At 72.5% G+C, this 20071-nt stretch carries 21 protein-coding genes, 5 tRNA genes and 1 pseudogene; 18 read left to right on the top strand and 9 right to left on the bottom strand.

Going from position 1 to position 20071, the window contains the following annotated elements:
- The 4 genes and pseudogenes from AOK09_RS03405 to AOK09_RS03390 all read right to left on the bottom strand — a co-directional run.
- Positions 1–139, bottom strand: a pseudogene (locus AOK09_RS03405) (ATP/GTP-binding protein); the annotation flags it as partial.
- A complete protein-coding gene (locus tag AOK09_RS03400; RefSeq protein ID WP_055585590.1) occupies positions 120–551 on the bottom strand; it encodes a DUF742 domain-containing protein in 432 nt (143 codons plus the stop codon). The gene AOK09_RS03400 and the pseudogene AOK09_RS03405, both read right to left, overlap by 20 nt.
- A gap of 98 nt (positions 552–649) precedes the next feature.
- Positions 650–1063, bottom strand: a complete 414-nt coding sequence (locus AOK09_RS03395; RefSeq protein ID WP_055585591.1) for a roadblock/LC7 domain-containing protein — start codon at positions 1061–1063, stop codon at positions 650–652.
- Between the two features lie 11 nt (positions 1064–1074).
- Positions 1075–4593: a nitrate- and nitrite sensing domain-containing protein gene (locus tag AOK09_RS03390; protein ID WP_063795819.1), complete on the bottom strand. Its 3519-nt coding sequence runs from the start codon at positions 4591–4593 to the stop codon at positions 1075–1077.
- Between the two features lie 610 nt (positions 4594–5203).
- Between AOK09_RS03390 and AOK09_RS03385 the strand changes: the two genes are divergently transcribed.
- The 9 genes from AOK09_RS03385 to AOK09_RS03345 all read left to right on the top strand — a co-directional run bounded on the left by AOK09_RS03385 (position 5204) and on the right by AOK09_RS03345 (position 9215).
- Positions 5204–5386 (top strand): hypothetical protein, encoded by a 183-nt coding sequence (locus AOK09_RS03385; RefSeq protein ID WP_055585589.1) that lies wholly within the window; start codon positions 5204–5206, stop codon positions 5384–5386.
- A 206-nt stretch (positions 5387–5592) separates the two neighbouring features.
- A complete protein-coding gene (locus AOK09_RS03380; RefSeq protein WP_055585588.1) occupies positions 5593–6375 on the top strand; it encodes a fumarylacetoacetate hydrolase family protein in 783 nt (260 codons plus the stop codon).
- A complete protein-coding gene (gene gltX, locus AOK09_RS03375; RefSeq protein WP_055585587.1) occupies positions 6368–7882 on the top strand; it encodes a glutamate--tRNA ligase in 1515 nt (504 codons plus the stop codon). The genes AOK09_RS03380 and gltX overlap by 8 nt, the downstream gene beginning before the upstream one ends.
- A 3-nt stretch (positions 7883–7885) precedes the next feature.
- The gene (locus AOK09_RS03370; RefSeq protein WP_055585586.1) at positions 7886–8587 is read left to right on the top strand and encodes an HAD family hydrolase; all 702 of its coding nucleotides are present in this window, start codon (positions 7886–7888) and stop codon (positions 8585–8587) included.
- A 128-nt stretch (positions 8588–8715) separates the two neighbouring features.
- Positions 8716–8787, top strand: a tRNA-Gln gene (locus AOK09_RS03365).
- A 72-nt stretch (positions 8788–8859) separates the two neighbouring features.
- A tRNA-Glu gene (locus tag AOK09_RS03360) sits at positions 8860–8932 on the top strand.
- Between the two features lie 49 nt (positions 8933–8981).
- Positions 8982–9057 (top strand) — tRNA-Glu (locus AOK09_RS03355).
- A gap of 9 nt (positions 9058–9066) precedes the next feature.
- Positions 9067–9139 (top strand) — tRNA-Glu (locus AOK09_RS03350).
- Positions 9140–9143: 4 nt separating this feature from the next.
- Positions 9144–9215: transfer RNA gene (locus AOK09_RS03345), tRNA-Gln, on the top strand.
- Positions 9216–9357: 142 nt separating this feature from the next.
- Here AOK09_RS03345 and ndgR read toward each other — a convergent pair.
- Entirely contained in the window at positions 9358–10071 is a 714-nt protein-coding gene (ndgR, locus tag AOK09_RS03340; protein ID WP_055585585.1) for an IclR family transcriptional regulator NdgR, read from the bottom strand.
- 164 nt (positions 10072–10235) lie between these two features.
- Between ndgR and leuC the strand changes: the two genes are divergently transcribed.
- The 4 genes from leuC to AOK09_RS03320 all read left to right on the top strand — a co-directional run bounded on the left by leuC (position 10236) and on the right by AOK09_RS03320 (position 13481).
- Positions 10236–11657 carry a 3-isopropylmalate dehydratase large subunit gene (leuC, locus tag AOK09_RS03335; protein WP_055585584.1) on the top strand — a complete coding sequence of 474 codons (1422 nt, stop codon included), beginning with the start codon at positions 10236–10238 and terminating at the stop codon, positions 11655–11657.
- Positions 11658–11662: 5 nt separating this feature from the next.
- Positions 11663–12259: a 3-isopropylmalate dehydratase small subunit gene (leuD, locus tag AOK09_RS03330; RefSeq protein WP_055585583.1), complete on the top strand. Its 597-nt coding sequence runs from the start codon at positions 11663–11665 to the stop codon at positions 12257–12259.
- Positions 12260–12351: 92 nt separating this feature from the next.
- Positions 12352–12621: an SCO5555 family protein gene (locus tag AOK09_RS03325; RefSeq protein ID WP_055585582.1), complete on the top strand. Its 270-nt coding sequence runs from the start codon at positions 12352–12354 to the stop codon at positions 12619–12621.
- Positions 12622–12746: 125 nt separating this feature from the next.
- Positions 12747–13481, top strand: coding sequence for an HU family DNA-binding protein (locus tag AOK09_RS03320; protein ID WP_055585581.1), 735 nt, complete (start codon positions 12747–12749; stop codon positions 13479–13481).
- A 101-nt stretch (positions 13482–13582) separates the two neighbouring features.
- Here AOK09_RS03320 and AOK09_RS03315 read toward each other — a convergent pair whose 3' ends face one another.
- Both AOK09_RS03315 and cofC read right to left on the bottom strand, forming a co-directional pair.
- Positions 13583–13801, bottom strand: coding sequence for a hypothetical protein (locus tag AOK09_RS03315; protein WP_055585580.1), 219 nt, complete (start codon positions 13799–13801; stop codon positions 13583–13585).
- A 57-nt stretch (positions 13802–13858) separates the two neighbouring features.
- On the bottom strand, positions 13859–14545 hold the full coding sequence (gene cofC, locus AOK09_RS03310) for a 2-phospho-L-lactate guanylyltransferase (RefSeq protein ID WP_055585579.1): 687 nt from the start codon (positions 14543–14545) through the stop codon (positions 13859–13861).
- Between the two features lie 249 nt (positions 14546–14794).
- Between cofC and AOK09_RS03305 the strand changes: the two genes are divergently transcribed.
- The 3 genes from AOK09_RS03305 to AOK09_RS03295 all read left to right on the top strand — a co-directional run bounded on the left by AOK09_RS03305 (position 14795) and on the right by AOK09_RS03295 (position 17899).
- Complete coding sequence (locus tag AOK09_RS03305) at positions 14795–15634, top strand: lysophospholipid acyltransferase family protein (RefSeq protein ID WP_055585578.1); 840 nt, start codon at positions 14795–14797, stop codon at positions 15632–15634.
- Positions 15631–16629, top strand: a complete 999-nt coding sequence (locus AOK09_RS03300) for an NAD(P)H-dependent glycerol-3-phosphate dehydrogenase (RefSeq protein WP_055585577.1) — start codon at positions 15631–15633, stop codon at positions 16627–16629. The genes AOK09_RS03305 and AOK09_RS03300 overlap by 4 nt, the downstream gene beginning before the upstream one ends.
- Positions 16630–16738: 109 nt before the next feature.
- Positions 16739–17899 (top strand): D-alanine--D-alanine ligase family protein, encoded by a 1161-nt coding sequence (locus tag AOK09_RS03295; RefSeq protein WP_055585576.1) that lies wholly within the window; start codon positions 16739–16741, stop codon positions 17897–17899.
- Positions 17900–17915: 16 nt separating this feature from the next.
- Here AOK09_RS03295 and AOK09_RS03290 read toward each other — a convergent pair whose 3' ends face one another.
- Positions 17916–18443: a DUF3515 family protein gene (locus AOK09_RS03290; RefSeq protein WP_157875783.1), complete on the bottom strand. Its 528-nt coding sequence runs from the start codon at positions 18441–18443 to the stop codon at positions 17916–17918.
- A gap of 20 nt (positions 18444–18463) precedes the next feature.
- The gene (locus AOK09_RS03285) at positions 18464–18697 is read right to left on the bottom strand and encodes an Lrp/AsnC family transcriptional regulator (protein WP_055585574.1); all 234 of its coding nucleotides are present in this window, start codon (positions 18695–18697) and stop codon (positions 18464–18466) included.
- Between the two features lie 171 nt (positions 18698–18868).
- Here AOK09_RS03285 and AOK09_RS03280 point away from each other — a divergent pair, with 171 nt between their 5' ends.
- Together AOK09_RS03280 and AOK09_RS38770 are read left to right on the top strand one after the other, a co-directional pair.
- A complete protein-coding gene (locus AOK09_RS03280) occupies positions 18869–19831 on the top strand; it encodes a thiamine-phosphate kinase (RefSeq protein ID WP_055585573.1) in 963 nt (320 codons plus the stop codon).
- A 147-nt stretch (positions 19832–19978) separates the two neighbouring features.
- Positions 19979–20071: 6-phosphofructokinase (locus tag AOK09_RS38770; RefSeq protein WP_157875782.1), on the top strand; the 93-nt coding region annotated here is incomplete at its 3' end.

The raw sequence follows: 20071 nt of genomic DNA, 5'->3' as shown, positions 1-20071 counted from the left end.
TGATCTCGGAGACCGCGCCGACGAGGGTGGTCTTGCCGACACCGAAGCCACCCGCCACGACGATCTTCGCGGAGGTGGTGGCGCGGGTCGCGGAGCCTCCGAAGCCCGACTCGGCGGGCCTAGAGCTTGCGAAGTCCACTGAGCACCCTTTCGAGCAGTGTCACATCGGGCTGTCCGCCGGCCTCGCCCGAGGCTGCGGCCGGCTGGTGGATCGCGACCAGGCCGGCTTCGGCGAGGTCGGCGACGAGGATGCGCGCCACACCCAGCGGCATGGCCAGCAGTGCGGAGATCTCAGCCACCGACTTGATGTCGCGGCAGAGGTGCACGATGCGCTGGTGCTCGGGGAGCAGGCCGCCCTGCCGGCCGGCTGCTGCGGTGGTGGAGATCAGCGCTTCGATTGCGAGCTGGTACCTCGGCCGGGTGCGGCCACCGGTCATCGCATAGGGGCGCACCAGTGGCTGCTGCTGCTCGTAGCCGCCTGACTGCTGGTCACCGTAGCCACTGCCGTACCCGTGTCCATACGGGCCGGCTGTGCCGGGGGGCGGGGTCATGAATCCTCCTTGCGCTGCAGCGGATGACGGTCCCTGTCAGCGGGGTGGTTCTCCCGGCGGCGGGGCGGGACGGCCCCGCCACCGGGTCTGTGAGGGGTCTAGTGCAGCAGGCTGCCCTGCAGTTCCGCACGCAGTGCCGGGGTGAGCACATCGCCGGCGCGGTCCACCAGCAGCGCCATCTCGTAGCCGACGAGGCCGATGTCGGAGTCGGGGGAGGCCAGCACCGCCAGCGAGGAGCCGTCGGAGATGGCCATCAGGAACAGGAAGCCCCGCTCCATCTCGACCACGGTCTGGTTGACACTGCCGCCCTCGAAGATCCGGGACGCGCCGGACGTCAGCGAGGTCAGTCCGGAGGCCACCGCGGCGAGCTGGTCGGCCCGGTCGCGGGGGAAGCCGTCGGACATGGCAAGGAGGAGTCCGTCGGCGGAGACCACCACCGTGTGCGACACCCCGGGGGTGTTGTCCACGAAGTTGGTGATCAACCAGTTCAGGTTGTTCGCCGCCTGGCTCAGCTGGCTCACTGTCAACGCTCCTGATGGTCGGGCCCGAAGGCGCCGTTGCCGAATGGGCCGGACCCGGTGTTCGGGTAACCGCCGGACCTGCCCTGCTGGCCGTCGGATCCGGCGCGGCGCCCCTGCTGGATACCGCGGCGCAGGTTGGTGAGCCGGCCGCGCACCTCCTCGGGGGCCCGGGAGACCTGGGGGCCTCCCAGCGGTGCCTGCTCCGCGGTGCCGGCCACGAGGTTCGCCCGCGGGACGCGGCGAGGCAGGCCGGACGGGGTGATCCCGTCCGACGCCGGCTCGCGCACCTGCTCCGCGCGCCGCCAGCGCTCGTCGTTCGCCGACGTACGCCACGGCGCGTCGGCAGCCTCCTCGGCGAGGGGGCGCTGCGGTGCCCGGCCTGCGGCCGGCCGCGGGGTGTCGGCCGCCCGCTGCCGCGGGGCCGCGGCGGGACGCTGGGCGCCCTGGCCCGGCTCCTGGTACTGGGGCTGGGACGGCTGCGGGGCAGCCGGACGCTCCTGGTTCACATGGACGGCGCGCATCCGGCCGGCCGCTCCGGTGCGGAACCAGTTGGACTCCATCGCCTCGAAGATCGGCGATCCGCCGTCCCCGGCCGACTGCTGCACCGCTTCGGCGCTCATCGGACGGGTCAGCGGGTCCGCCTCCGCCGCCGGCGGCAGAGCCATGGGCTGCGAGGCCTGGACCGCGGGGCGCTCGGCCTGCGGTGCCTGCTGCGGGTAGCCCTGCTGGGAGTGGACGGGCGCCGGCGGCTGCGGCGCCGGGGGCTGCGGGGCGGGCGGCACGGGGCCCATGCCCAGCGGGTCGTGCGGGTCGATCTCGGCCTCGTAGTGCGGCCGGGCGAACTGCACGGTGCTGTCCATGGCGTCCGCGGGCGCCCCCTGGAAGGAGCCGGTCGCCTGGAACGAGCCGGTCGGCTGGGGGGCGAAGCCACCAGGACGGCGCTCCGCGTCCTGCCGGGACCGCTGCGGGCCGCGACCGCCGTGCTGCGGGCCCTGGGGGCCGCGCGGGTCGGGACCGGGGGTGTTGTGCTGGGTGCGCTCCGAGTTCCACACGGACTCGCCGGTCGGCAGCTCGGCACTGGGCGCGGGCTGCTGCGGGCGCTGGCCGGGGCCCTGCGGGCGGCGGCCGGAGTCGGAACCGGGACGGGGGCCGCGGCCGGGACCGGCCGGCGGCAGCGGGGCCTGCGCACCGCCGCGGGTCGGCAGACCCGACGGCGCCTGTCCGGGACCGCCCTGCCCGCGGCCGGCGCCGATCTGCGGACGGCCGCCCTGGCCGAGCGCGGCCGCGGGGGCGTCCGCGCCGGGCACCGCGCGCTGACGCGGGGTCGGGCCGGTGGAGCGCTGCGGGCCGCCGGGGGCGCCGGCGCCGCCGCGACCGCCGCCACGGCGGTCGGAGGCGTTGGTGACGTCCACGGGCAGCATGACCAGGGCCGTGGTGCCGCCGGAGTCGCTGGGGCGCAGCTGGATCCGGATGCCGTGCCGCAGGGACAGCCGGCCGACCACGAAGAGACCCATGCGGCGGGAGACCGAGACGTCCACGACCGGCGGGTTGGCCAGCCGCTCGTTGATGTCGGCCAGGTCGTCGGGGGAGAGGCCGATGCCGGTGTCGTGGATCTCCACCAGCACCCGCCCGTCCGGCAGCGCGTGGCCGGTGACCCGCACCCGGGTCTGCGGGCTGGAGAAGGAGGTGGCGTTCTCCAGCAGCTCTGCGAGCAGGTGGACGAGGTCGTTGACGACGCGGCCGGCGACGTCCGCCGACGGCACCGAGGCCAGCTCGATGCGCTCGTACTGCTCCACCTCGGAGGCGGCGGCGCGCAGCACGTCGACCAGCGGGACGGGGCGGGTCCAGCGGCGGCCCGGGTCCTCACCCGCGAGAACCAGCAGGTTCTCACCGTTACGGCGCATACGGGTCGCCAGGTGGTCCAGCTTGAAGAGGCTGGCGAGCTGGTCGGGGTCGGCCTCGCGACTCTCCAGCTCGGAGATCAGCGACAGCTGACGCTGGATCAGACCCTGGCTGCGACGGGAGAGGTTGGTGAACATCGCGTTGATGTTGCCTCGCAGCAGGGCCTGCTCGGCGGCGAGCCGGACGGCCTCGCTGTGCACCATGTCGAACGCGTGGGCCACGTGCCCGATCTCGTCGGTGCTGTCCAGGCCCACCCGCTCCACGGTGACGTCCACATCCTGCGGATCGGCCTCGGAGAGCGTCTTGACCAGCTCGGGCAGACGGCGCTCGGCGACGTCCTCGGCGGACTCCTGCAGTCGGGTCAGCGAGCGGACCATGGAGCGGGCCACCAGGGCCGCACCGGCGACCGCGACCAGCAGCACCAGGGCGATCAGCACACCGTTGACGATGGCGTCGGTCTGCGCCTGGGAGCGGAGGTTGGCCGCCTGGCCCTGCATCTCCTCCAGCAGCACGGTCTCGATCTTGTGCATCGCACTGATCTTGGCGCTGGAGGTGTTGTACCACTGCAGGTACGACATGTTCGCGACCTGGCCGATGCCGCCGGTCTGCAGCACCTGGTCGGAGATACGGTCGGCGATCTTGATCTCCGCGTTGAACTGCAGCGGGGCCAGCTGGGCGCGCGCCTTGCTGGTGCCGTAGATCGCGGTGAAGGTGTTGATGGAGCTGGTGACGTTGCTGCTCAGCGAGGCGCCGAAGGTCTCGTCACTGCTGCTCAGGTGGGGCTTGGGGTGGGCGAAGCCGGCGCTGATCAGCGCCCGCTGCATGGAGACGTCCTCCTTGGCGAGGGAGAACTGCTCCAGCGCACGGGTGGACTCGATCAGCTGCGGGTTGCTGGAGCTGAGCGCCATGTCCTGGGAGATGGCGATCAGGCTCTTGATGACCGCGTCGTACCCGGTGATGGTGGACTGCAGGTTGTCCGGCTGCTTGTAGGCCGTGTCACGCAGGGTGGCAAGGGTGTTGGCGTCGGACTGGATCTGGGTGAGCAGCGCGTTGGCGCCGGGAAGGTCCAGCTGCTCGAACTCCGATGCCGAGGCCATGTACGACCGGTAGAGCGTGTCGCTCTCCTTGCGCGCCTGAAGCACGTCGTCGTCGCTGCGGTGACCCTGGATGAACGGGCCGGCGCTGATGTCGCGCTCGGTCTGGATCGCGTCGGCGGCTGCGGTGGCCTTGCTGGCGAGGGTCGCCAGTCCGGCCATCTGGTCCAGGTCGCGGGCGTTCTGCAGCGATGTCTGGATACGCAGTCCACCGAGGACCAGGGCGGCAATCACGGGCAGCGTCAGCAGCGCGATCAGTCTGGTCCGGATCCGCCAGTTGCGGAGCGCGAAACGGCGCAGGCCGGTGGCCTTGCGCCGGGCGTTCGCGCGATCGAGGCGCGCTCGGGTGCGCGCCCGGCGGCTCTGCTCGCCGCCGTCCCCGTCAGGTGCTGTGTCGGCGGCTGTTCCGCGCGCGCCCGGGGCTCCCGGAACGGCCTTGGGGCCTGCCTGCTGGGAGGCGGCGGCGGGCTCGCGCTCCTCCGGGTCACCCGCGGCGCCGCCACCCCTCTTGAAACGTCCCTGCACTAGCGTCGCAACCTCTGGACCAGGCGTCCCCCGCGCTGCCGCGGCGGGACGGTGTCGAGTTCGAATCCGCAACCCCGGATCGTCCGGGTCTGCCCGGAGCCGCCGTTTCGGCCCCTGCGCTGCTCAGCGCTCCGGAGGGTTCGCCTCCGGCGGTCCGTGGAATTCCAGCACAGCGGGGGATCTCCAACAAGGGGCGACGCTGTGTGTTCGAGGCGACTACGCTTCGCGCATCATTCTTCACAGAGTGTGCGACGGGGCCGCTGGAATACCGCATCTTTCGGACACGCGGCAGGACGAGCTTATGCGACCTGCGTGACAGGCCTCGGGCGACATGTCTGATGGATCCGGATTGTCGGAAAATCAAACCGTGATTGAATGCCCGAAATGTCGCTTTGGGTAATCAAATTGTGACCAAAATCACAGCCTGCCGTGTAGCCTCGCTCACGGCGGCTGTGGAAAGAGATCTCTACTCTGGCCACGTGCAGGGACCCGTGGGACAGGAGCGGCGCCGGTTGCAGGCGACGTCTCCCGGAGTACTGCCCCGTTCGACGGGCCCTGACACCCGATGAACGCTGCCGGATCCATGACAAGGTTGGTATCACGCGTGCCCATGAAGACGACGATGAGCTTCCGCCCCACGGCCAACCCGCGCCGTACCACGCTGGCGTCGGTCGAGGGCTTCGAGGTACTGCCGGCCCAGGCCGCCGACGAGCCCGAGGTGCGGCCGCTGCCGGCGAGCACCGCCAACCCCCGCCGCACCATCCTGATGCAGGTGCCCGGCCGGGAGTCCTGAGCGTCACCGCCCGCACGGGCCCTTTCGAACAGCGCGCCCAGGGGGCGCCGCGGACCGCCGCACGGCGGCTGCGGCGCCCCCTGCGCCGTTCCCGGCGTCGCGCGCCCCGGTTCGTCTGTCCGCTATATATGGGCGCGCTGCGGTCGGGAAGGCCGCGATAGCCTGGGAGGACGATCAGCCGTCGAACCCGAGGAGCCCGGCACACCGTGCGCATCGCCCGATTCTCCATCGACGGGAACGTCTCCTTCGGCGTGGTCGAGGGGCAGGCCGAACGGCCCGACACCCTCGTCGTGCACGCCCTGGCCGGCCACCCCTTCGGCCCTCCGCAGCCGACCGGTGAGACCCATCGGCTCGCCGACGTCCGGCTGCTCACCCCGATGCTGCCCAGCAAGATCGTGGCGGTGGGCCGGAACTACGCAGCCCACGCCGCCGAGCTGGGCAACGCGGTGCCCGATGTCCCGTTGACCTTCTTCAAGCCCTCCACCGCAGTGATCGGCCCCACCGAGTCGATCGCCTACCCGCCCTTCTCCTCGGACGTCCAGTACGAGGCGGAGCTGGCCGTGGTCATCGGCCGGATGTGCCGGGAGGTGCCGGCCGAACGGGTGCCGGAGGTGGTCTTCGGCTACACCTGCGCCAACGACGTGACCGCCCGCGACGTGCAGCAGCGCGAGGGCCAGTGGGCCAGGGCCAAGGGGTTCGACACCTCCTGCCCGCTGGGGCCGTGGATCGAGACCGACCTCGACCCCGCCGACCTCGCGGTCACCTGCACCGTCAACGGCGAGCTGAGGCAGGCGGGCCGCACCTCCCAGATGGTCCGCTCGGTGGCGGACCTGGTCGTCCACATCTCCGAGGCGATGACGCTGCTCCCGGGCGACATCATCCTCACCGGCACCCCCGCGGGTGTCGGACCCCTGAACGTCGGCGACGAGGTCGCCGTCTCCATCGAAGGCATCGGCACTCTCGCCAACAAGGTGATCAAGCGTGGCTAACACCCCCTCGGACACGGACACCCCGGTCCGGGTCCGCTTCTGCCCCTCCCCGACCGGCAACCCGCATGTCGGCCTGGTCCGCACCGCCCTGTTCAACTGGGCCTTCGCCCGGCACCACGGCGGCACCCTGGTCTTCCGGATCGAGGACACGGACGCGGCCCGCGACTCGGAGGAGTCGTACCAGCAGCTGCTGGAGGCCATGCGCTGGCTCGGCTTCGACTGGGACGAGGGCCCCGAGGTCGGCGGTCCGCACCAGCCGTACCGGCAGTCCCAGCGGATGGACGTCTATGCGGACGTCGCCCGCAGGCTGCACGAGGCCGGCCACGCCTACGAGTGCTTCTGCACCACCGAGGAGCTGGACACCCGGCGCGAGGCGGCCCGCGCCGCCGGCCGCCCCTCCGGCTACGACGGCCACTGCCGCGACCTCACCGCCGAGCAGCGGGCCGACTACCGGGCCGAGGGCCGGGAGCCGATCCTGCGCTTCCGGATGCCGGACACCACCATCGCCTTCCACGACCTGGTGCGCGGCGAGCTGTCCTTCGAGCCGGAGCACGTGCCCGACTACGGCATCGTGCGGGCCAACGGCGCACCGCTGTACACCCTGGTCAACCCGGTCGACGACGCACTGATGGGCATCACCCACGTGCTGCGCGGCGAGGACCTGCTCTCCTCGACGCCCCGTCAGATCGCGCTCTACGCGGCCCTGGGGGAGATCGGCGTCGGCAGCGGCACCGCCCCGCACTTCGGCCATCTGCCGTATGTGATGGGCGAGGGCAACAAGAAGCTCTCCAAGCGCGACCCGCAGGCCTCGCTCAACCTCTACCGCGAGCGCGGCTTCCTGCCCGAGGGCCTGCTCAACTACCTTGCCCTGCTGGGCTGGTCGCTCGCCGAGGACCGCGACCTCTTCTCCATGGAGGAGATGGTCGCCGCCTTCGACATCGCCAAGGTCAACGCCAACCCGGCCCGCTTCGACCTGAAGAAGGCCGAGGCCATCAACGCCCACCACCTGCGGGAGCTCCCGGCGGAGGAGTTCGCCGACCGTCTGGTGCCGTTCCTGCAGTCCGCCGGGCTGCTGCCCGCCGAGCCGGCCGCCGGACAGCTGGAACTGCTGCGCAGGGCGGCGCCGCTGACCCAGGAGCGGATGACCGTGCTGGGCGAGGTGGTGGGGATGCTGGGCTTCCTCTTCGCCTCCCCGGCGGACTTCGCCGTCGACCCCGCCGACGCGGAGAAGGTCCTCACCGCCGACGCCCGGCCCGTACTGGAGGCCGGCGTCAAGGCGCTGGAGGGGCTGGCCGACTTCACCCCGGAGCCGATCCAGGCCGCGCTGCGCGAGGCCCTGGTGGAGGGGCTGGGCATCAAGCCCAAGTTCGCCTTCACCCCGCTGCGGGTCGCCGTGACGGGGCGCCGGGTCTCCCCGCCGCTCTTCGAGTCGATGGAGCTGCTGGGCCGCGAGGAGACGCTGCGCCGCATGCGGGCCGCGCTCGACCTGGTCCCCGCCGCCGGCTGACCCATGGCGCTCGCGGGAGTCCTCTGGGACGTCGACGACACGCTCTTCGACTACGCCGGCGCCGAGCGCGCCGGCATCCTGCGGCATCTGACCGACGAGGGCCTGCTCGCGGACGAGCAGGCCCTCGGCCGGTGGCGGCAGGTGATGGAGGAGGTGTACGCCCGGTTCGTCGCGGGCGAGCTCACCTTCCTGGAGCACCGGCGGGAGCGCGCCCGCCGCTTCCTGGATGCCCCCGACCTGCCCGACGACCGGGCCGACGCCTGGTTCGCCGGCTATGTACGGGCCTATGAAGCGGCCTGGCGGGCCTTCCCCGACGTGCTGCCGGCCCTGGAGGCGCTGGACGCACTGGACGGGTCGCTGGCGCACGGGGTGCTCTCCAACTCCTCCGTGGTCCATCAGGAGCGCAAGCTGCGGCGGCTGGGACTACGTGACCGCTTCTCCTGCCTGCTGTGCTCGGCGGAGCTGGGCTTCGCCAAGCCCGACCCGCGGGCGTTCGCGGCGGCCTGCGAGGCGCTCGGCCTGCCCCCGCACCAGGTGGCCTATGTGGGGGACCGCCTCGACCTGGACGCGCTGGGGGCCCGTGACGCCGGACTGCACGGCATCTGGCTGGATCGCGGCGGTGCGGGTGGCGACACGCCGGAGGGCGTGCACCGGATCGGAGGGCTCGCCGAGCTGCCTGCGCTGCTCCAGCGGGTCGTCGGCTGACGAGTATCGATTTGGGAGCCGCCCAAGGCATCGGGTAATGTTCTTCCTGCGCCGCCCGGGAAGGCCCGAAAGGGACAGACCAGCAGGGCGCGCAAGCCAAGCGAAGCTCCCGCAGGGGAGCGAAGCGATGGGGTATGGGGTAATTGGCAGCCCGACGGATTCTGGCTCCGTTAGTCTAGGTTCGAGTCCTGGTACCCCAGCGAGAGTTCTCGCTGGCCACGGCCCTCCGATTGTCGGAGGGCCGGGCCATGGGAGCTCCACCTCAAGATCAAGCCCCCGTTGTGTAGCGGCCTAGCACGCTGCCCTCTCAAGGCAGTAGCGCCGGTTCGAATCCGGTCGGGGGTACGCTTGAAACTTCCGCTCCGGTTCGTCCGGAGCGGGGGACCTGGTTCCCGCCCCCGTTGTGTAGCGGCCTAGCACGCTGCCCTCTCAAGGCAGTAGCGCCGGTTCGAATCCGGTCGGGGGTACCAACCAGGCCCGCCCCCGTTGTGTAGCGGCCTAGCACGCTGCCCTCTCAAGGCAGTAGCGCCGGTTCGAATCCGGTCGGGGGTACTGATGGGGTATGGGGTAATTGGCAGCCCGACGGATTCTGGCTCCGTTAGTCTAGGTTCGAGTCCTGGTACCCCAGCGAGAGTTTTCGCTGGTCATCAGCGCAAGGCCCCCGGCAGCAGCCGGGGGCCTTCGCGCGTCCCGCGCGTCCCCGGCCGGCCCCGGGAGACGGGTCGGCCCCGGCGCCCGCAGCGGCGGGTACCGGGGCCGTGGACGTGCGGTCAGCCGCGACGCAGCGCGTCGGTGAGCCGGTTGGCGGCCTCGATGATGGCCTGGGCGTGGAGCCGGCCGGGGTGGCGCGTCAGGCGCTCGATGGGGCCGGAGACGGAGACGGCGGCCACCACCCGGTTGGACGGGCCGCGTACGGGCGCGGAGACCGACGCCACGCCCGGCTCGCGCTCGCCGATGGACTGGGCCCAGCCGCGGCGGCGTACGCCGGAGAGCGCGGTGGCGGTGAAGCGTGCGCCCTGCAGACCGCGGTGCAGCCGCTCGGGCTCCTCCCAGGCCAGCAGCACCTGGGCGGCCGAGCCGGCCTTCATCGGCAGCGTGGAGCCCACCGGGACGGTGTCCCGCAGGCCGGAGAGCCGCTCGGCCGCGGCCACGCAGATCCGCATGTCGCCCTGCCGGCGATAGAGCTGCGCGCTCTCGCCGGTGACGTCGCGCAGATGCGTGAGCACCGGCCCGGCGGTGGCCAGCAGGCGGTCCTCGCCGGCGGCCGCGGCCAGCTCGGCGAGCCGCGGGCCGAGGATGAAGCGCCCCTGCATGTCACGGGTGACCAGGCGGTGGTGCTCGAGCGCTACCGCCAGGCGGTGCGCGGTGGGTCGTGCCAGTCCGGTGGCGGCGACGAGTCCGGCCAGGGTGGCGGGGCCCGACTCCAGAGCGCTCAGCACCAGAGCGGCCTTGTCGAGAACGCCGACGCCGCTAGAGTTGTCCATGCCCTGATATTGCAGTCTCAGATCGCGAGACGCAAGTTCAATTCTCCGGGATCTCCGTCACTCTTGGAGGGACAGCCCGGGAAGCGCCCGTCAAACAGGCAGGGCGTACGGGGCGGTCACGCCACACGAACAGGCCGGCAGTGCGGCCGGTCGGAGGGAAAGCGATGGGACGGACACTCGCGGAGAAGGTCTGGGACGACCACGTCGTCCGGCGCGCCGATGGCGAGCCCGACCTCCTCTTCATCGATCTGCACCTGCTGCACGAGGTCACCAGCCCGCAGGCCTTCGACGGCCTCAGGCTGGCCGGGCGCAAGGTCCGCCGTACCGATCTCACGATCGCGACCGAGGACCACAACACGCCCACCCTCGACATCGACAAGCCCATCGCCGACCCGGTGTCCCGCACCCAGCTGGAGACGCTGCGCCGCAACGCCGAGGAGTTCGGCGTCCGCATCCACTCGCTCGGCGACGTCGAGCAGGGCGTCGTCCACGTGGTCGGCCCGCAGCTGGGCCTGACCCAGCCCGGCACCACCGTGGTCTGCGGCGACAGCCACACCTCGACCCACGGTGCCTTCGGGGCGCTGGCCTTCGGCATCGGCACCAGCCAGGTCGAGCATGTGCTGGCCACCCAGACGCTGCCGCTGGCCCCCTTCCGGACCATGGCGATCACTGTCGAAGGTGAACTGCCCGAGGGCGTCACCGCCAAGGACCTCATCCTGGCCATCATCGCCCGGATCGGCACCGGCGGCGGCCAGGGCTATGTGCTGGAGTACCGCGGCTCGGCCATCCGCAACCTCTCGATGGAAGCGCGGATGACCATCTGCAACATGTCCATCGAGGCGGGCGCGAGGGCGGGCATGATCGCCCCCGACGAGACCACCTTCGCCTACCTCAAGGGGCGCCCGCACGCCCCCCAGGGGGCGGACTGGGACGCCGCCGTGGAGTACTGGCGGACCCTGGCCACCGACGAGGACGCGGTCTTCGACCACGAGGTCTACATCGACGCGACCGAGCTGACCCCGTTCGTCACCTGGGGCACCAACCCCGGCCAGGGCGCCCCGCTGGGCTCCTCGGTGCCGGACCCGGCGTCCTTCGCCGACCCCTCCGAGCGCACCGCCGCGGAGAACGCCCTGAAGTACATGGGCCTCACCGCCGGCACCCCGCTGCGCGAGGTCCCGGTGGACGCCGTCTTCGTCGGCTCCTGCACCAACGGCCGGATCGAGGACCTGCGAGCCGCCGCAGCGATCCTGGAGGGCCGCAAAGTCGCCGACGGCGTACGGATGCTGGTCGTCCCCGGCTCGGTGCGGGTCGCCCTGCAGGCGGTCGAGGAGGGCCTGGACAAGGTCTTCACCGCGGCCGGTGCCGAGTGGCGCCACGCGGGTTGCTCGATGTGCCTGGGGATGAACCCGGACCAGCTGGCTCCCGGTGAGCGCTGCGCCTCCACCTCCAACCGCAACTTCGAGGGGCGGCAGGGCAAGGGCGGCCGTACCCACCTGGTCTCGCCGCAGGTGGCCGCGGCCACCGCGGTCCTGGGCCACCTGGCCGCGCCGGCCGACCTGAACGACCGCACCTTTGTGGAGGCCTGAGCCTGATGGAGAAGTTCACCGCCCACACCGGCCGGGCCGTCCCGCTGCGCCGCAGCAATGTCGACACCGACCAGATCATCCCCGCGCACTGGCTGAAGAAGGTCACCCGCAACGGCTTTGAGGACGGCCTCTTCGAGGCCTGGCGCAAGGACCCGGAGTTCGTGCTCAACCGCCCCGAGCGGCAGGGCGCCTCGGTCCTGGTGGCCGGCCCCGAGTTCGGCACCGGCTCCTCCCGTGAGCACGCCGTCTGGGCACTGCAGAACTACGGCTTCAAGGCCGTGATCTCCTCCCGCTTCGCCGACATCTTCCGCGGCAACTCGCTGAAGAACGGCCTGCTGACGGTGATCCTGCCGCAGGAGACCGTGGAGCGGCTGCAGGAGCTCGTCGAGGCCGACCCGGCCGCGGAGATCACCGTCGACCTGGAGGCTCGGCAGGTCCGCGCCGAGGGCGTCACCGCCGACTTCGAGCTGGACGAGAACGTCCGCTGGCGGCTGCTGAACGGGCTGGACGACATCAGCCTCACGCTGCAGCACGAGGACGACATCGCGGCCTACGAGGCGGCCCGCCCGTCCTTCAAGCCGCGTACGCTGCCGGTCGCCTGACCGCAGACCCCGCAGGCGGACGGCCCGCTGCCACGCTCCGGCGAGGCGGTGGGCCGTCGGCCTTTCCGGCGTCCGGCTGGCACAATCGAGCCATGGACCGGCGTCGCGAAACCCCAAGTGAGGGCGGCGAGAGCGGCCCTCAGGAGGCCGCGCTCTACGCCGTCGTGGCCGAGCGGTTGAAGCAGGCCCATGCGCGCGTGCATGCGCTGAACGTGTCCGAGGAGCACCGGGTCGCGCTGGTGCGGCGGCTGCTGGCGGTCACGGAGTCGGCGAAGCGGGATCTCCCGGCCGCAGCGCGGAGGTTGAGGCGCATCGTGGCCGATCTGGAGGCCGGACGGCTGCCCCCGCCGCCGGGTCGCTGATGCACAAATCCATTGCGACACTAGGGTGATTCGCCCGTTTGGTAATTGCCAGACCGTATATAGATGCCTAACGTGCGAATTGCGCTGGTGGATTCATCGGCGTGCCGGTTTCCGAAGGGGAAGACGTGAACAAGGCACAGCTTGTCGAAGCGGTGGCCGAGCAGCTCGGTGGTCGTAGGGCCGCCGCCGAGGCAGTGGATGCTGTGCTCGACACCATCGTGCGGGCCGTTGTGGCAGGAGACCGGGTCTCGGTCACCGGCTTCGGCACGTTCGAGAAGGTGGACCGCTCCGCACGGTTCGCCCGCAACCCGCAGACCGGGGAGAAGGTCAAGGTCAAGAAGACCTCCGTCCCCCGGTTCCGCCCCGGTCAGGGATTCAAGGACCTGGTGAGCGGCAGCAAGAAGCTGCCCAAGGAAGGCCCGTCGGTGAAGAAGGCGCCCAAGGGCTCCCTCACGCCAGGCAAGGCCGGGACCACCGCCGCGGTGAAGCGCGCGGCCGCCAAGCGCACCGCCGCCGGGGCCGCCGCGGAGCCCGCGGCCGCCGCCCGTCCGGCGAAGCGCACCGCGGCCAGGAAGACCGCCGCCACCGCCGCAGCCACCACCGGCGCCGCTGCGAAGAAGACCGCGGCGCCGACCGCGAAGAAGGCCACCGCGGCGAAGAAGGCCGCCGTCAAGAAGGCCGCCGCAGCCGCGAAGAAGACCACCTCCGCGGCCAAGAAGACCACCGCTGCGGCGAAGAAGACCACCACCAAGAAGACGGCGGCGAAGAAGACCGCGCCCGCGGCCAAGAAGACCGCGTCCGCCCGAAAGACCGCCTCGCGCAAGGCGGTCACCCGCAAGGTCGCGGCGTCATCCGGCTGACCGCCGCCCCCCGCCGCGACCCGACGGAAGCCGCAGGCCCACCCCGGAACCCCCGGACGCCTGCGGCTTCGCCGTGTGCGGCCCAGGTGCCGACGGCCGGCTCAGGCCCCGGGGTCGTCGAAGGTCTGCAGGGTGAGAAAGACCACCCGCCGTGCCTCGCCCTCGCCCTCGGTACGGATGCGCACCCGCTGGCCGGGGCGCAGCAGCCGCAGGCCCCCGGCGTCGAAGGCCGCCGCGTCGAAGGGCACCGGCGTCCCGTCGTCGAGCAGCACCGAACCGGACCGGGTGTCGGGCGAGTACGTGAAAGCCGTGGCCTGCATGGGGTCAGCCTAGGCGGTGCCCGCCCGGTCGCGGCACCGGCCTCGCCCCCTCGGGGTCTAGCCCCTCAGGGCCGCCAGTGAACCGGCGACCGCGGCGGTGTGCGGGCCCACCCCCAGGGCCAGTGCCTCCAGGAGGTCCTCGCCGGTGTCCACGTCCCGCCGCAGCGACCGGAGGTCCGCGCCGGTGATCTCCCGTGCACCCGAGGCCCGGTGACGCTCCCGGGACGCACCCCCGAAGGCAGGCCTCAGCGCCACTCCGGGAGCCGCCGCCAGCAGCGTGGTCCCCACCCCCGGGGTGTCCGGGACCAACGCCCGTCCCCCCGAGGGCACCCGCGCCAGCGCATGGGCCAGCTCCGGTGCGCGCAGCGCCGGCAGATCGGCGGAGAGCGCGGCCACCGGGGCGTCCGGATGCAGCTCCCGGGCCACCTCCGCACCATGGACCAGCGCAGCGTTGAGCCCACGGGCCGGCCGGTCCGGCACCACCAGGGCGCCGGCGGCCGACAGCACGGCCCCGGCCAGCGGGTCGTCGGTCACCACCAAAACCCGGGCGACCGCCGCGCACGCGAGCGCAGCCGCCACCGTGTCCCGGGCGAAGGCCAGCGCCAGTTCGCCGCGCAGCTCCCCGGCGTAGGCGCCGAGCCGGCTCTTGGCCGTCGCCAGCGGCTTCAGCGGCAGCACCAGGGCCCAGTCGGCGGGGGGAACGCAGCCGGCCGCGGCGCAGGGGCGTACGGTGTCCTGGTTCATCGGCGCCATTCTGGTACCGCCGGGCGGTCGTTTGACCCGGCCGAGGGCCCTCGGGACGTGCGTTTCGTCACGTGCACCCGGTCGTGGGCGGCGGTTTCTCGACAGCCGGCGAAGCAGCGGGACACACTTGTCCGGCCGCCGCCACCAGGCAGGTGAAGGTTTCCTCCCGGGCCGAATTCGGGCAGATCGGGGGAACGGCACAGCGATCCGCGGCCCGCACGGGGCCGCGCCGGCAGAGGAGGACCTGGGGTGGCCCGCCGCTCTAACGCCCATTACGGCTTCTGGTACCGCTTGGTGGCTGCGATCGCGAAGCCCCCGCTCGCCCTGCTGGTCAAGCGGGAGTGGAGCGGTTGGGAGCACATGCCGGCCGAGGGCGGCTTCATCACCGCCGTCAACCACATCTCGTACCTGGACCCGCTGACGTACGCGCACTACCAGTACAACAGCGGCCGCCCGCCGCGGTTCCTCGCCAAGTCGGGACTCTTCGCGATCCCGGTGGTCAGCATGCTGCTGCGCAACACCGGCCAGATCCCGGTCTTCCGTGAGTCCACCGACGCCGCACACGCCTTCCGGGCGGCCGTCGCCGCGGTGGACAAGGGCGAGTGCGTCGCCGTCTATCCCGAGGGCACCCTCACCCGCGACCCCGACATGTGGCCGATGACCGGCAAGAGCGGCGCGGCGCGGATCGCGCTGATGACCGGTGCGCCGGTGATCCCGGTGGCCCAGTGGGGCGCCCAGGAGATCGTGCCGCCGTACGCCAAGGGCGGCCGTGGACGGCGGCGTTTCCGCCCCTTCCCGCGGCACCGGGTGACCGTGGTGGCCGGACCGCCCGTGGACCTGAGCAGGTACCAGGGCAGGGAGCTCACCGCCGAGGTGCTGCGCGACGCCACCGAGGACATCATGGCCGCCATCACCGCGCTGCTCGCGGAGATCCGCGGGGAGAAGGCCCCCGAGGTCCGCTTCGACCTGCGGCGCAGCGCCCGGCAGCGGCGCGCCGAGCGGGCCGCGGAGGCGGAGGCGGCACGTCCCGCGGGGCGGCAGCCGGCCGCGGTGGAGGCAGCGGACGCCGCCGAGGAGACCACCAAGTGACGCGCTGCGCGGTCTTCGGCAGTGGCTCCTGGGGCACCGCGTTCGCCATGGTGCTGGCCGACGCCGGCTGCGACGTCGCCCTCTGGGGCCGCCGTCCGGAACTCGCCGAGGCGATCAACCGCACCCGCACCAACCCCGACTACCTGCCCGGCGTGGAGCTGCCGTCCGGGGTCACGGCCACCACCGACGCCGCGGCCGCGGCGGACGGCGCAGCCTTCGCGGTGCTGGCGGTGCCCTCGCAGACGCTGCGCGGCAACCTGGCGGCCTGGACGCCCCTGCTGCCTGCGGACACCGTCCTGGTCAGCCTGATGAAGGGCATCGAACTCGGCACCGCGATGCGGATGAGCGAGGTGATCGCGGAGGTCTCGGGGGCCGACCCGGGGCGCGTCGCCGTCGTCAGCGGACCCAACCTCGCGCCGGAGATCGCCAACCGGCAGCCGGCCGCCAGCGTGGTGGCCTGCGCCGACGAGGAGGTCGCCAGGCGCCTCCAGTCCGCCTGCCACACCGGCTACTTCCGCCCGTACACCATCACCGATGTGGTCGGCTGCGAGCTGGGCGGCGCGGTGAAGAACGTCATCGCGCTCGCCGTCGGCATGGCCGAGGGCATGGGCCTGGGGGACAACAGCAAGGCGTCGCTGATCACCCGGGGCCTGGCCGAGACCACCCGGCTGGGACTGGCGATGGGCGCCGACCCGCACACCTTCGCCGGCCTCGCCGGCATGGGCGACCTGGTCGCCACCTGTTCGTCGCCGCTCTCCCGCAACCACACCTTCGGCATCAACCTGGGCCGCGGCATGACCCTGGAGGAGACGGTCGCCGCCACCAGCCAGACGGCCGAGGGCGTCAAGTCCTGCGAGTCGGTGCTCGACCTGGCGGGCCGCCTCGGGGTGGAGATGCCGATCACCGAGGCGGTGGTGGACGTGGTCCACAACGGCAAGCCGATCCGTCTGGTGCTCAAGGAGCTGATGTCCCGCTCGGCCAAGGCCGAGCGCTGAGCCTGCCGACCGCCTCGCCGTCCGCAGGGGGCCGAACGGCTGCCGCCGCGCCCGTCCGCTCGCACGCCCGGACGACAGTCGCCGGACCGCACGGTAGTCTCGGCCCGATATGAGCTACGAACCGACCTCCCAGAACCTTCCGGAGGGCCGCACCTCCGGGCGCAAGCCCCGTGTCGCCATCGTCTTCGGCGGCCGCAGCTCCGAGCACGCGATCTCGGTGTCCACCGCCGGCAGTGTGCTGCGCGCCATCGACCGGACGGTCTACGACGTCCTGCCGATCGGTATCACCCATGACGGCCGCTGGGCCCTGACCAGCGACGAGTCATCCAGGATGGCCATCACCGACGGCCGGCTGCCCAGCGTGGAGCAGGTCGCCGAGTCGGCCGAGGGACAGGTGGTGCTGCCGGTCAGCTCCGCCTCCCGGGAGGTCGTCTGGAACGAGCCGGGTGCCGTCCCCAAGGCCCTGGGCGAGGTCGACGTGGTGCTGCCGCTGCTGCACGGACCCTGGGGGGAGGACGGGACCCTGCAGGGCCTGCTGGAGCTCTCCGGCGTCCCCTATGTGGGCTCCGGGGTGCTGGCCAGCGCGGTCGGCATGGACAAGGAGTACACCAAGCGGGTGCTCACCTCCTTCGGGCTCGCGGTGGGCCCGTACACCGTGGTGCGCCCCCGCGACTGGGAGACCGAGGCCGGCCGTGCCGCCGCCCGGGAGCGGATCGCCGAGCTGCAGCTGCCGGTCTTTGTGAAGCCCTGCCGGGCCGGTTCCAGCATGGGCATCACCAAGGTCAAGGACCTGGCCGAGCTGGACGCCGCGATCGAGGAGGCCCGACGCCACGACCCCAAGGTCATCGTGGAGGAGGGGCTGCGCGGCCGCGAGATCGAGTGCGGTGTGCTGGAGTTCGAGGACGGCCCGCGGGCCAGCCTGCCGTCCGAGATCAAGGTCGACGGCGACTTCGAGTTCTACGACTTCGAAGCCAAGTACATCGACGCCTCCGAGGTGGAGATCCCCGCCCGGCTGAGCGGCGAGGAGACCGCCGAACTGCAGCGGCTCGCCGTGCGCGCCTTCGAGGCGCTCGGCTGCGAGGGCCTGGCGCGGGTGGACTTCTTCCTGCTGGAGGACGGCGGCTGGGTGGTCAACGAGATCAACACCATGCCGGGCTTCACCCCCATCTCGGCCTACCCCAAGATGTGGGAGGCCACCGGGGTGCCCTACCCCGAGCTGATCGACCGGCTGCTCAGGGCGGCGCTGAGCCGCTCCACCGGGCTTCGCTGAGCCGCCCCGCGGCGGATCACTGGGTGAAGCGGGAGGGATCGGTCCTCGCCACCGCGTCGGAGATGCCGGGCAGCACATCCGACGCATGGGGGTACGCCCCGGCGGGGACCGTGACCTGTACGGTGGCGCGGCGCTCGATGGTGGTGAAGCGGTAGCCGCCGTCACCGAGACTCTCGGTCAGCCAGTCCACCCCGTTGACCGTGCCGCCCTGCTGCGAGGCGTCCGGGTGCTCCAGTGCCTCCGGCACCGGTCCGCCGCAGCTCAGCACGGTACGGGGAGCACTGGCCCAGGCCGCGGTGAACGGCGACGCCGGCTGCGGGTCGCGGCGCGCGGTGCCCTGCAGCGACTGCGGCAGCGCCCGGTCCAGCGCCCGGCAGACGGCTGCGCCGCGGGCGTCCGGTACGGGGGGCGTGACCCGGGGGTCGGAGCGCCACCACAGGAAGCCGGCCACCAGCAGTGCGCAGAGCAGCGCCGTGAGCAGCAGCATGCGGCGGGGCATGCCACCGCCGGCGAGCGGCCGGGGACGGGCGGCGATTACGGTCACCGACCGATCATAGGAGGGGCCTAGAGGTGGACCACCGGGCAGGTCAGGGTCCTGGTGATCCCCTCCACCTGCTGGATCCGGGCGACCACCAGACGGCCCAGCTCGTCCACGGTCTCGGCCTGCGCCCGCACGATCACGTCATAGGGGCCGGTGACGTCCTCGGCCTGGATCACGCCGGGGACGTCCGAGATGGCCCCGGCCACGGCCGACGCCTTGCCGACCTCTGTCTGGATCAGGATGTATGCCTGCACCACGGGGGGCCTCCCGGCGGTCGGTGTGGAGATCGCCTCATCGTCCGACGCCACGCTACCGTGCGGCGCGGCCCGGCGGGGAGACCCGCGTCGACGGCTGGGGACTACGCTGCGCGGTGGGGCACCGACAACCATCGGACAGCGATGGCCCCCAGACAAGGGGAAGGACGGCCGATGCAGGGCACCGTGGGCGAGCTCGGAGAGTTCGGACTCATCCGGGAGCTGACCGCCCGGCTGCCCCCCCACGCAGCCGTCGACCTCGGGCCCGGGGACGACGCCGCCGTGGTGCGGGCCGCCGACGGGCGGGTGGTGGCCACCACCGATGTGCTGCTGGAGGGACGCCACTTCCGGCGCGACTGGTCCACCGCGTACGACGTGGGCCGCAAGTCCGCGGCCCAGAACCTCGCCGACATCGCAGCCATGGGTGCGGTGCCCACGGCGCTGCTGCTGGGCCTGGTGGTCCCCGCGGACCTGCCCGCCACCTGGGCCACCGAGCTGATGGACGGCCTGCGCGACGAGTGCAAGGTGGCGGGGGCGGCGGTGGTCGGCGGCGACGTGGTGCGCGGGGACGCGGTGACGGTGGCGATCACCGCGCTGGGCGACCTCCAGGGCCGCCGCCCGGTCACCAGGTCCGGTGCCCGGCCCGGCGACGTGGTCGCGGTCACCGGCTGGCTGGGCTGGTCCGCGGCCGGTTACACGGTCCTCTCGCGGGGCTTCCGCTCGCCGCGCGCCTTCGTGGAGGCCCACCGGCGGCCGGAGCCCCCGTACCACGCCGGCCCGGCGGCCGCCGATCTGGGCGCCACCGCCATGATCGACGTCAGCGACGGACTGGTGGCCGACCTGGGACATGTCGCCGCGGCCAGCGGGGTGGACATCGACCTGCGCGCCGCGGACTTCGACGTCCCCGCGCAGATGGCCGACATCGGGCAGGCGGTGGGTGTGGACCCGCTGGTGTGGGTGCTCTCCGGCGGCGAGGACCACGCCATCGTGGCCTGCTTCCCGGCGGAGACCGCGCTGCCGGCCCGCTGGCGGGTGGTGGGCAGGGTGTCCAGCGTGCGGCCCGGCCGTACCGCGGCGGTGACCGTCGACGGCGCACCCTGGGACCGGGCCGGGGGCTGGGACCACTTCTCCGGCTGAGCGCGGACCGGACGGGCGGCGGGACGGACGGCAGCAGGTCGGGCGTCGGGACGGCGGGTCGGCTTAGGGGATCCAGAGCCTTTCAGGTATGTCTGGGGTGGTATGCCCGAATTAGGGCCCCCGGGACGGCGAGCAGGAGCTCTGGCGATGCGCATCGGTGTCATGACCAGCGGCGGCGACTGCCCCGGACTCAACGCCGTGATCCGCTCCGTGGTGCACCGGGCCGTGGACGTCCACGGC

Source organism: Peterkaempfera griseoplana, assembly GCF_001418575.1.
Classification (GTDB): domain Bacteria; phylum Actinomycetota; class Actinomycetes; order Streptomycetales; family Streptomycetaceae; genus Peterkaempfera; species Peterkaempfera griseoplana.
This window is presented reverse-complemented; position numbering and strand designations above follow the sequence as displayed.

Bases quoted from the DNA above. Each gene is read 5' to 3' on its own strand.
- AOK09_RS03385 (WP_055585589.1), top strand. From the start codon at position 5,204: ATGAAGACGACGATGAGCTTCCGCCCCACGGCCAACCCGCGCCGTACC.
- leuD (WP_055585583.1), top strand. From the start codon at position 11,663: ATGGAGAAGTTCACCGCCCACACCGGCCGGGCCGTCCCGCTGCGCCGC.
- AOK09_RS03400 (WP_055585590.1), bottom strand. From the start codon at position 551: ATGACCCCGCCCCCCGGCACAGCCGGCCCGTATGGACACGGGTACGGC.
- cofC (WP_055585579.1), bottom strand. From the start codon at position 14,545: ATGAACCAGGACACCGTACGCCCCTGCGCCGCGGCCGGCTGCGTTCCC.
- AOK09_RS03370 (WP_055585586.1), top strand. From the start codon at position 7,886: ATGGCGCTCGCGGGAGTCCTCTGGGACGTCGACGACACGCTCTTCGAC.
- leuC (WP_055585584.1), top strand. From the start codon at position 10,236: ATGGGACGGACACTCGCGGAGAAGGTCTGGGACGACCACGTCGTCCGG.
- AOK09_RS03325 (WP_055585582.1), top strand. From the start codon at position 12,352: ATGGACCGGCGTCGCGAAACCCCAAGTGAGGGCGGCGAGAGCGGCCCT.
- AOK09_RS03280 (WP_055585573.1), top strand. From the start codon at position 18,869: ATGCAGGGCACCGTGGGCGAGCTCGGAGAGTTCGGACTCATCCGGGAG.
- AOK09_RS03295 (WP_055585576.1), top strand. From the start codon at position 16,739: ATGAGCTACGAACCGACCTCCCAGAACCTTCCGGAGGGCCGCACCTCC.
- AOK09_RS03315 (WP_055585580.1), bottom strand. From the start codon at position 13,801: ATGCAGGCCACGGCTTTCACGTACTCGCCCGACACCCGGTCCGGTTCG.
- ndgR (WP_055585585.1), bottom strand. From the start codon at position 10,071: ATGGACAACTCTAGCGGCGTCGGCGTTCTCGACAAGGCCGCTCTGGTG.